The sequence below is a fragment of the Cupriavidus sp. 01L46 genome (assembly GCF_056399905.1).
Genome location: NZ_JBFTSF010000260.1, coordinates 1 through 8,942, shown reverse-complemented (window position 1 = coordinate 8,942; position 8,942 = coordinate 1). Strand labels below are relative to the sequence as shown.

Here is an 8,942-nt window from a genome sequence, read left to right as displayed (position 1 = left end):
CCCATGAAGCGCGGCAGCAGCGACACATCGCCGCGCAGCGTGAGCCGGCCTTGCGCCACAGCCTCGGCCGCCGTCCAGCGCCGGGCCAGGACGGCGTCGAGCGTGTCGCGGCGGGTCACGATKACCACGTCCGCCGTGTCCGCCACATCAGCCGCGTCCACCAGCAGGCTGCTCAGCGCGCAGTTGGACAGCGTGCTCAGCCAATGCTCRCCGCTGTCGGTGAACTGCCAGCCGATCTGGCACGCCATGCCCTGCGCGCGCTGACCGTGGATGCGCACCGCCAGCGCGTCGAACAACAGCTCGTTGCTCATCGCGCCCATCAGCGCGTTGGCCGGCGGCCCCTGCGGATTGGCCTGCGGTGGCCCTTCGCGATACTCGCGCGCGGCCAGCAGGTAGGCATTGCGCCACGTCGCCGACTCGGCCTGGAAGCCCATCTGCTCCAGCGCGCGGGCCGCCAGCTCGCGCGCCTCGGCATGCGCGGGATGCGCGTAGACCGCATGCTTGAGCACCTCGGCCACCCAGCGGAACTCGCCGCGCTCGTAATCGGCGCGGGCCTTGGCCATCACGGCGTCGATGCCACCCATGTATTCCAGGTGCTTGCGCGCGGCGGCCACCGGCGGCAGCGCATGCAGGTTGGCCGGGTGCGCGTCGTACCAGCTCAGGTAGTGCTGCACGATCGCCTTGACGTTGTGCGACACGGTGCCGTAATAGCCGCGTGTGTGCCAGCGCCTGGCCAGCGCCTCCGGCAGTTGCAGCCCTTCGGCGATCTCGCCGGCTTTCAGGCCATGGCTCATCAGCCGCACGGTCTGGTCGTGCAGCACGCGGTACAGGTCGCGCTGCTCGGACAGGAAGCGCCGGGCGCGCTCCGCGCCCCAGGTCGGCCAGTGGTGCTGGGCCAGCACCACCTCGGTACGCGGGCCGTAGCGGCGCAGCGCGCGGTGCAGGTACTTGGACCACGCCAGCGCGTCGCGCACCTTGGCGCCCCGCAGCGGGCACAGGTTGTGCAGATTGTGGGTAGCGTTCTCGGCCAGGTTGAGCGCGCCCTCGGACGGGATGAAGAGGTGCATCTCGGAGGGCGCCTCGGTCTCAGGCGTGAGCTGGAACTCGATCTCCACCCCGTCGATCACGTGGATCTCGTGCTCGGCCTCGATCGACCGCGTTGGCGCGATCAGCGTGGAGCGGCCCATTGGCAGCGTCTTGCCCAGGCCAGCATCCACCTGCGCCGCCGGCCCCTTGGCCAGCGTATGGCCAAACTGGAACTGCGCGCGGCGCGCCATGGCCACGCCGCCGATCACGTTCTCGGCGATGGCGTGGTGCATGAAGCCGGAGGGCGCGATCACCTGGACCCGCCCGGCGCGCACGTCGGCCTCTTCCACCAGCCCCGCCACGCCGCCAAAGTGGTCGGCGTGGCTGTGGCTGTAGATCACGGTGTGCAGCGTGCGGTTGCCGCGATGCGCCCGGTACAGCGCGAGCGCCGCCGCGGCGGTCTCCGGGCAGGTCAGCGCGTCCAGCGCGATCACGCCGGTGTCGCTTTCGATAAAGGTGATATTGGCGATATCGAACCCGCGCACCTGGAAGATGCGCGGCGTGACCTGGAACAGGCCGTGGATGCGGTTCAGGCGCGCCTGCCGCCACAGGCTGGGGTTGACGGTATCCGGCGCCTCGGCGGCGTCCAGGAAGCCGTAGGCCTCCAGGTTCCACACGCCGTGGCCGTTGGCGCGCGCCACCTTGGCATTGGGGATGGTGCCGACAAAGCCGCGCTGCGCGTCTTCCCAGTCCTGCTCGTCGTGCTCGGGCAGCTCGCGCGCCAGCAGGCGATGAAAGTCAGCCGTGGCCGCGTGGGCACAGCTTGCGTTGTCCGGCATGGGGTCTCCTTGGTGGCGCGTGGACGATGTTCAGGTAAGCCAACAACGCCGGGACCGGTCAGCACAGTGTGAATCGGCACGCTGTGCAATGGATGATCGAACGCAACCCGCTTGTTAGCCGCGGCGGCGCGGCCAGCGCAAAGGGCGGCTTCGCCTCGATGGGCATGGCGCGAAAAACCTGAACAGGAATTCGGGTTTCATTCTTTGTCGCGCCCTGCGTTCACGTTATCGGTAAAAACCCTCGCCAGGCGGGGCTGCCTCAGGTGCGTGACTGCCCGGCGGCCTGGTGGATGGCAGCGCGGATCCGCGGGTAGGTGCCGCAGCGGCAGACAATGTGCTCCATCGCTTTATCGATGTCGGCATCGCTGGGTTTTGGGATGCTTCTCAGGAGCGCGCTGGCGGTCATGAGCTGCGCGCTCTGGCAGTAGCCGCACTGCACCACGTCCAGATCGAGCCAGGCGGCCTTCAGGGCTTGCGCCTGCGCGCCGCGCAAGCCTTCGATGGTCACGATCCGGATATTGGCCAGCGTGGAGACCGGGCTCATGCAGGCGACCTGCGGCGTGCCGTTCAACTGCACCGTGCAGGCCCGGCAAACGCCGATACCGCAGCCATATTTGGTGCCGGTCAACCCCAGCTCGCACCGCAATACCCACAGCAGCGGGGTATCCGGATCGGACTGCACGGACACCGTCTTACCGTTGATGTTCAGGGGCAGCATGGCTTTCTCCCGGGACTCAGGCCAGTTTCAAGGGCAACGCGCGCAGGCGCTGTCCCGTCAGCGCAAACAGGGCATTGGCCACCGCCGGCGCAATGGGCGGCGTGCCCGGCTCACCCACACCCTGGGGATGGCCCTGGCTTGGCAGGATGTGGGTTTCGATTGCCGGGCAGTTGTTCATGAAGATGACGGGGAAATCGCCAAACGTTTTCTGCTGCACCTGGCCATCGGCGATCGTGATCTCCTCGAACAGCGCGGCCGACAAGCCGAAGATGATCGCGCCTTCCATCTGCTGGCGGATCAGGTTCGGGTTCACGGGCATCCCGCAATCGATCGCGCAGACCACCCGGTGCACACGCACGGTCTTGTCCGGCGCCACGGACACCTCCGCCACCTGCGCGACGATGCTGCCGTATGCCTCGTGCAGCGCCACCCCGCGTGCGCGCGCGGCGCCGTCTGCCGTCTTCCCTAGCGGCTTTCCCCAGCCGGCCTTGTCCGCGGCCATGTGCAACACGGCCAGATGGCGCGGATGCTTGACCAGCAGGCCGGCACGAAAGGCAACGGGATCCTTGCCGGCGGCCGCCGCCAGTTCGTCGATAAAGCTCTCGGTGAAAAATGCCTGGTGCGAGTGGCCAACCGAGCGCCAGAAGCCCACCGGCACAGGCAGGTCGACAATCACGTGCCCGACGCGCGCGTTCGGCCATTCGTAGGGCCGGTCGAACGCGCMTTCCGTCGTGGTCTTGTCGATGCCCAGGCCGGGCAGGCCAAGCAAGCGCGCCAGCATGGCCGGCACGATCGCCTGGCTGGCCGACGTGTTGTGCCAGGCCACCAGGTTGCCCGCGCCATCGAGCCCGGCCTTGAAGCGCGAGAGGCAGGCAGGCCGGTAGAAGTCGTGCGTGGTGTCCTGGACGCGCGACCAGATCGTCTGCACCGGCCGCCCACCGCCCGCGCGCGCGATTGCCACGGCCTGGGAGATGAAATCCACCTCCAGCCGCCGCCCGAACGCGCCACCGATCAGTTGCGGCTGCACATCGACCTTGTCGGCATCGATGCCGAGCACCTTCGAGGCCGCCCGGCGCGCCAGGCCAGGCAACTGCGTCGAGACCCAGACCCTGGCCGCGCCGTCGCGCACCTGCACCGTGCAGTTGATGGGCTCCAACGCCCCATGCGCGAGGTAGGGCGCGCTGTACTCGGCGCTGACTGGCCTGGCGGCGGACTTCAATGCCGCCTCGACATCGCCGTGCCGGTAATAGGCGTGGCCGTCGGAGGCATCCAGCGCCTGCGCGAGACGGCGGCTCACCTCCGGGCTGGACAGCGCGGCGGCGGGGCCAGGGTTCCACACGATCTTGACCGCATCCAGCGCCTTCATGGCCCGGTACGCGTTGTCGGCGATCACCGCCACCCCGCCGGTGCCGCCGTTGTAGGCATCGACCGCGAGCACCTTGACGATGCCCGGCATCGCGGCGGCATCCGCGCCGTCGAAGCTCGCCACCGTGCCGCCCAGCGTCGGGCACATCGTCACGCTGGCGTACAGCAGGCCCTCGGGCAGCACGTCGATGCCAAAACGCGCCGTGCCATCGATCTTGGACGCGGCCTCGATGCGGCGTGTGTCCTTGCCGATCAGCTTGAATTCGGATGGCGTCTTCAGCGCCACCTTTGCCGGCAGCGGGAGCTTCCCGGCTTGGGCCGCCAGTTCACCGAAGGTGGCTGTCTTCCCGGAGGGATGGAGTACCTTGCCGTCCTGCGCGCGGCACTCGCCCGCTGGCACGTTCCAGCGCGCGGCTGCCGCGCCAATCAACATCGCGCGGGCGGATGCGCCGGCCTCGCGCATCGGGTCCCACAGGTCATTGAGGCTCGACGAGCCGCCTGTCACCATCTCGCCGATCTCGCGCATGAGCTTGGCGGTCAGCCAGGCTGCCAGATGCCTGGCCACGCCGTCGTCGTCCGCGCGGAACGGGAGATCCTCGACGACGACTTCCAGGTTGTTGTAGATCTTGTCCACTGGCGCGTGCTCGACCTTGACGTGCGCCCAACTGGCATCCAGCTCGTCGGCCAGCACCATGGCCAGGCCGGTGTGCACGCCCTGCCCCATCTCGGAGCGGCACATCATGATGGTGACGGTGTTGTCGGCTGCTATCTTGACCCAGCCATTGAGCCCCACCTGCGTGCCAACCGCCGGCAATGGCTGCGATGTGGCCAGCCGCTGCCGTGGCGGCAGCACCGACCAGCCGATCAGCAACGCGCCCGCTGCCCCGAAGCCACCGATGCCACCGACCAGGAACGTTCTGCGTTTCATCAGAACGCGAGGCAGAAATCGATCAGGCGATGCGAGATGATCGCGGTGCCGGTGGCCTCGCCATCCGCAATGTCGCCCCCCGGGCTGGCGCGAAACAGATCGTCAAGCTGGTCCTGGCTCGTTTCCAGCAGCGTGCGCACGTCGTATGCCATATCCGCACCTCCAATGTGGGTCGCCTGCCTATAGCGCCGCTGTCGCCGCTGCCGCCGCTGCCGCCTTCGCCGTGGCCTTCGCTTCGCGCAAGAGCACATCGGCCGCCTTCTCGGCAATCATGTAGACCGCGCTGGCCAGGAAAAAGCCAGGAATCCTCGGGAAGACGGACGCATCGACAACCCGCAGCCCGCGCGTGCCATGCACGGAAAAATCGCTGCCCAGCACGCCGCCCGCCTCGCGCGCGCCGATGGCGCAACTGCACGAAGCGTGATGCCCCCAGGCGTTGTCGCGCACATAGCCGGCCAGCTCATCGTCGCTGCGCAGGTGCGCGCCAGGAAGCTGCTCCTGCGCGATCACGCCGCGCTCGATCAGCGGCGCTGCCAGCTTGCGCACAAAGCGGATGGCGTCGATCACCGCGCGCAGATCCTCGTCCGCCCCCGCCCCGCCTTCTTCGAAATAGTGGAAATTGATCAAGGGCGGTTCGAGCGGATTCGCGGAGCGCAGCCGCACCGTGCCCGCGCGGTTGCGCGTGTGCGCCTTGAGAATGGCCCAGGTGAGTGCATCGTCGCTCTGGGCGAAGAGTTTGGAGTAACCCGGGAAATAGCCGGTGAAATGYTCGACCAGCGCCATGCAGAACACATCCGGCACGGGCGCGGATTTGCGCGAGCGCCGTGCCACCGCGATCGCCACGCCGTTGGAAGTGTAGACCCCATGCCGGCCGTCGCGCCAGCTGCAATAKGCCGGATCATCCTTCTGGAAGCGGGCGCCATCGAGGATGCGCCACGGCTGCGCCATCCGGCTTACCACGCCCACCTCATAGCGATCCTGGAGATTGCGCCCGACACCCGGCAAGTCCACGTTCACGGCAATGCCGTGCGCGCGAAGGTGCTCGGCCGGGCCAATGCCCGACAGCATCAGCAGTTGCGGCGTATTGAACGCGCCGCCCGCCAGGATCACCGCACGGCGCGCGTGCACTGCATGGCGCACGCCGGGCGCCGTGCTTGGCGAGACATGGGCCCGGTAGAGTTGCTTGCCTTTCAGGTATTCGACACCGGTCGCCGTGCCGTGCGCGTCCAGCAGCACGCGCGTGGCCAGCGCGTCCATCTCGATATGCAAGCACGACGGCAGGCGGGCTGCCACGTCGAGCACCCGTTCGCGCGCGCCGTTGCGGGCATGCCCGCGCGTGGAAAGCGGCGTGTAGCAAACGCCGTTGAAACATCGCCCCCCCCAGATCCTGGCGTTCGGATCGCCCTGCCAGCGCAAGAAGCTCAGGACCGCGTGCAGGCGCCGCGGCACGCTGCGCGCCGCCAGTTCCATGGAGCCCAGGATCAGGCGCGTGAGCGCATTGTCGGTCAGCGCTTCCAGCGGGAACGCGCGCTCGGTGCTGAGCCATCCGTCCCAGCCGTGCGCCGTGGGATCGAAGCCAAGGCGGCGCGCGAGCGCCCACAGCGGACGGTGCCGGCATTGCTCCAGCGTCTTGGCGTACCGGCGCATGCGGGCGGCTTTCCACGAGTGGTCGCCGGTCAGCTCGGCAATGCCGTCCCAGTCCGAGTCGTGCGGGTAGAGGAAGATMATCGCGTTGTGCGCGGTGCAGCCGCCCAGCGTCGCCGCCCGGGGATAGAGCACGCCTTCGCTGCCGTACTTCGGGTCCCTGCGCTGCTGTGCGTCGTCCGCGTAGTGGCGCACAAAGAAATTCCAGCTCATCGCCGGATTCTCGGAGGCGCAGGCGTGAAACGCCGGCACCTCGTAATCCTCCGGCATGCAAGCCGTGCCAGGCTCGCGCGCATCGTTGCCGGCCTCGAGCAGGAATACGCGCATGCCCGCCTCCGCCAGCCGCGCGGCGAGCGTGCCGCCCCCCGCGCCGGAACCGACGATCACGTAATCCCATGCTTGTTCGCCTGGAGCAGACATATCCCCGCCGCGCCGCCTACGTCAAAACGTCTTGAGAAAGGCAATCAAGGCCCGTTTATCGTCATCGCTCAATACCGGCTCCTGCCCGAACGATTGCTCATCGGCGCTCAGGCCGGCCTGGTTGTTGAACTCCGCCGTGCCGAAGTAATGGCCGCGGTTCACGACAAAATCCGGGCACTTGCTGAGTGCCAGCATGGGCTTGACCAGGTTGGCGTAGGTCTTGCCCAGATCCGCGTCGGTCGCACCCTCGGGCACGGAGGCCAGGTCCGATCTCAGCTTGAGCGCAAGGCCCACCACCTTGGCCGCGTGCTCGGCCTTGGCGCCGACGTCGCTGGTCTCAGATAGCGGCTGGATATTGGCCAGCAAGTTGACCGGCATCTGCTTGGGTGCCGGCCCGATGGTCACATCGCCGCCCGCCCCCACCAGCCACGGCGCATAGCGGTGCATGAAGCCCTGCAACGGCTTGAGCGCGTCCGGCACGAAGCCCTCCGGCACCGTAATCTGGCTGCGCTCGGTGGTGCGGTCGATGGTGCCTGGCACCTTGGCGCCCAGGATGTCGTCATGCACGCGCTTCTCGGGCCAGAGCAACTGCTCGATGGAGGCATCGAAAACCTGGATGCGGCTGGCAACCGACGGATCCTCGCTGAAGGGCCCAAGTGTGTTGTTAAGCAGGAACGGGGCCGTCGACCAAACGCTGATCAGCGAGGGCACGCGGGTATAGCCACGGCCGCCGGCCGGCATCCGGTAATGCCAGCGCTCGCCAGTGAAGGGGTCGTTGAGGGTGACGCTACCCACCGAGGGCAGCGTCTTGTATGACTCCGACGAGAAGTTGTCCCAGATATTTCCGCGCAACGCATTGGTCGCAAGCGGGCTGCACACGTTGGTCCGCAGCAGCGTGGCGGGAATGCGCGCATCGGATGACAGATAGTTGCCCGCCAGGAAGTCCGGCGCCTTGACCATCTCGCGCATCTGCGCTTTGAACGCATCCGTCTGCGTCCATTTCCAGTACCGCATGAAGCAGGCGAGATAGTTCGGGCCCGCGCAGTTCCGCAGGTTCAGGCTGGCCGGCGGCGGCGGCGCCTTGCTGGAATGGCAGCGCGCGCAAGTGTCGGCGAACACGACCTTGCCCCGGTCGAGCATCTGCGCGCCGGCCGGCGTGGACGTATCCGCCAGGAAGCCAGCGCCGCCCGGGGCATCGCGCAAGTGGTCCGGCGGGGTCGCCTTCAGCAGGAACAGCGCCATGTTGGTCGTGCCGGCTTCCGTCGCCCCCCAGTAGCTCGAGTTCTTCTGCGCCACGGCAAGCTCGACGGGCGAGATCGCCTTGCCGCCAAGGATCGGGTTGAAGTGCAGCAGCCATTCCTCGCTGAACAGGCCGATATTCAGGTACACCCGGTTCAATGCGCCCAGCACGCCGACCGAATCGGCGCCGTCCTTGAGCACGTGCGGCGTCCATACCGTATCGGGCGGCGTGTAGAACTGCGTCAACGCGCCGGTCTTGACGAAGTCATTGAGCTGCCGGTTGTTCAGCTCGCCCCCGGCCAGCTTTTCTTCGCCGATGCGCCTGGCCACGCCCATGCGCGCCATCAGGTCGTAGAGCGCGTTCATGGTGCGGGGGTTGTTGATGTTGTCCGTGGACACCAGCGAAGTATCCATGGTGCCCGGGCGGAAGGTATGCACGAGCTGGAACATGAAATTCTGCCGGCCCTCGGGTGTCGATGCGTTATGGATGAACAGCCGGTCTACCCACATGTACTGCGCGCCCACCGTGGAACTCAGCTCGGGCCATTGCGGGTGCGCGGGATCCCCAGGGGGATGGATCGGGCTCGGGCCCACGTGGCAGAAACCGCATGCCATGCCAACGCGATAGGGCCGCACGAGATCCGCGCGGTTGTAGTACTTGGGATCGATGTAATAGCGCTGCGGATCCCATGCCTTCGCGGCCTTCTCGTCAAAGGCCGGGTTGGGGAACAGCCGCAAGCCGATGATGCCCGTGGGGTAGCCG

At 67.5% G+C, this 8,942-nt stretch carries 6 protein-coding genes; all 6 read right to left on the bottom strand.

The annotated features are described in order from the left end of the window. The coding region (locus tag AC1DS3_RS30435) for an alkyl/aryl-sulfatase (RefSeq protein ID WP_477128585.1) at nt 1–1,865 on the bottom strand (1,865 nt) is incomplete at its 3' end. A gap of 259 nt (nt 1,866–2,124) precedes the next feature. Further along, the gene (locus AC1DS3_RS30430) at nt 2,125–2,583 is read right to left on the bottom strand and encodes a (2Fe-2S)-binding protein (RefSeq protein WP_441630844.1); all 459 of its coding nucleotides are present in this window, start codon (nt 2,581–2,583) and stop codon (nt 2,125–2,127) included. 16 nt (nt 2,584–2,599) lie between these two features. Further along, complete coding sequence (locus tag AC1DS3_RS30425) at nt 2,600–4,876, bottom strand: xanthine dehydrogenase family protein molybdopterin-binding subunit (protein WP_477128584.1); 2,277 nt, start codon at nt 4,874–4,876, stop codon at nt 2,600–2,602. Continuing rightward, on the bottom strand, nt 4,876–5,028 hold the full coding sequence (locus tag AC1DS3_RS30420) for a hypothetical protein (protein WP_441630841.1): 153 nt from the start codon (nt 5,026–5,028) through the stop codon (nt 4,876–4,878). Before AC1DS3_RS30420 ends, AC1DS3_RS30425 begins: the two co-directional genes overlap by 1 nt. 28 nt (nt 5,029–5,056) lie before the next feature. Next, nucleotides 5,057–6,940, bottom strand: a complete 1,884-nt coding sequence (locus AC1DS3_RS30415; protein WP_477128583.1) for a GMC family oxidoreductase — start codon at nt 6,938–6,940, stop codon at nt 5,057–5,059. Between the two features lie 21 nt (nt 6,941–6,961). After that, nucleotides 6,962–8,942, bottom strand: a 1,981-nt coding sequence (locus AC1DS3_RS30410; RefSeq protein WP_477128582.1) for a hypothetical protein, incomplete at its 5' end; no start/stop codon positions are given.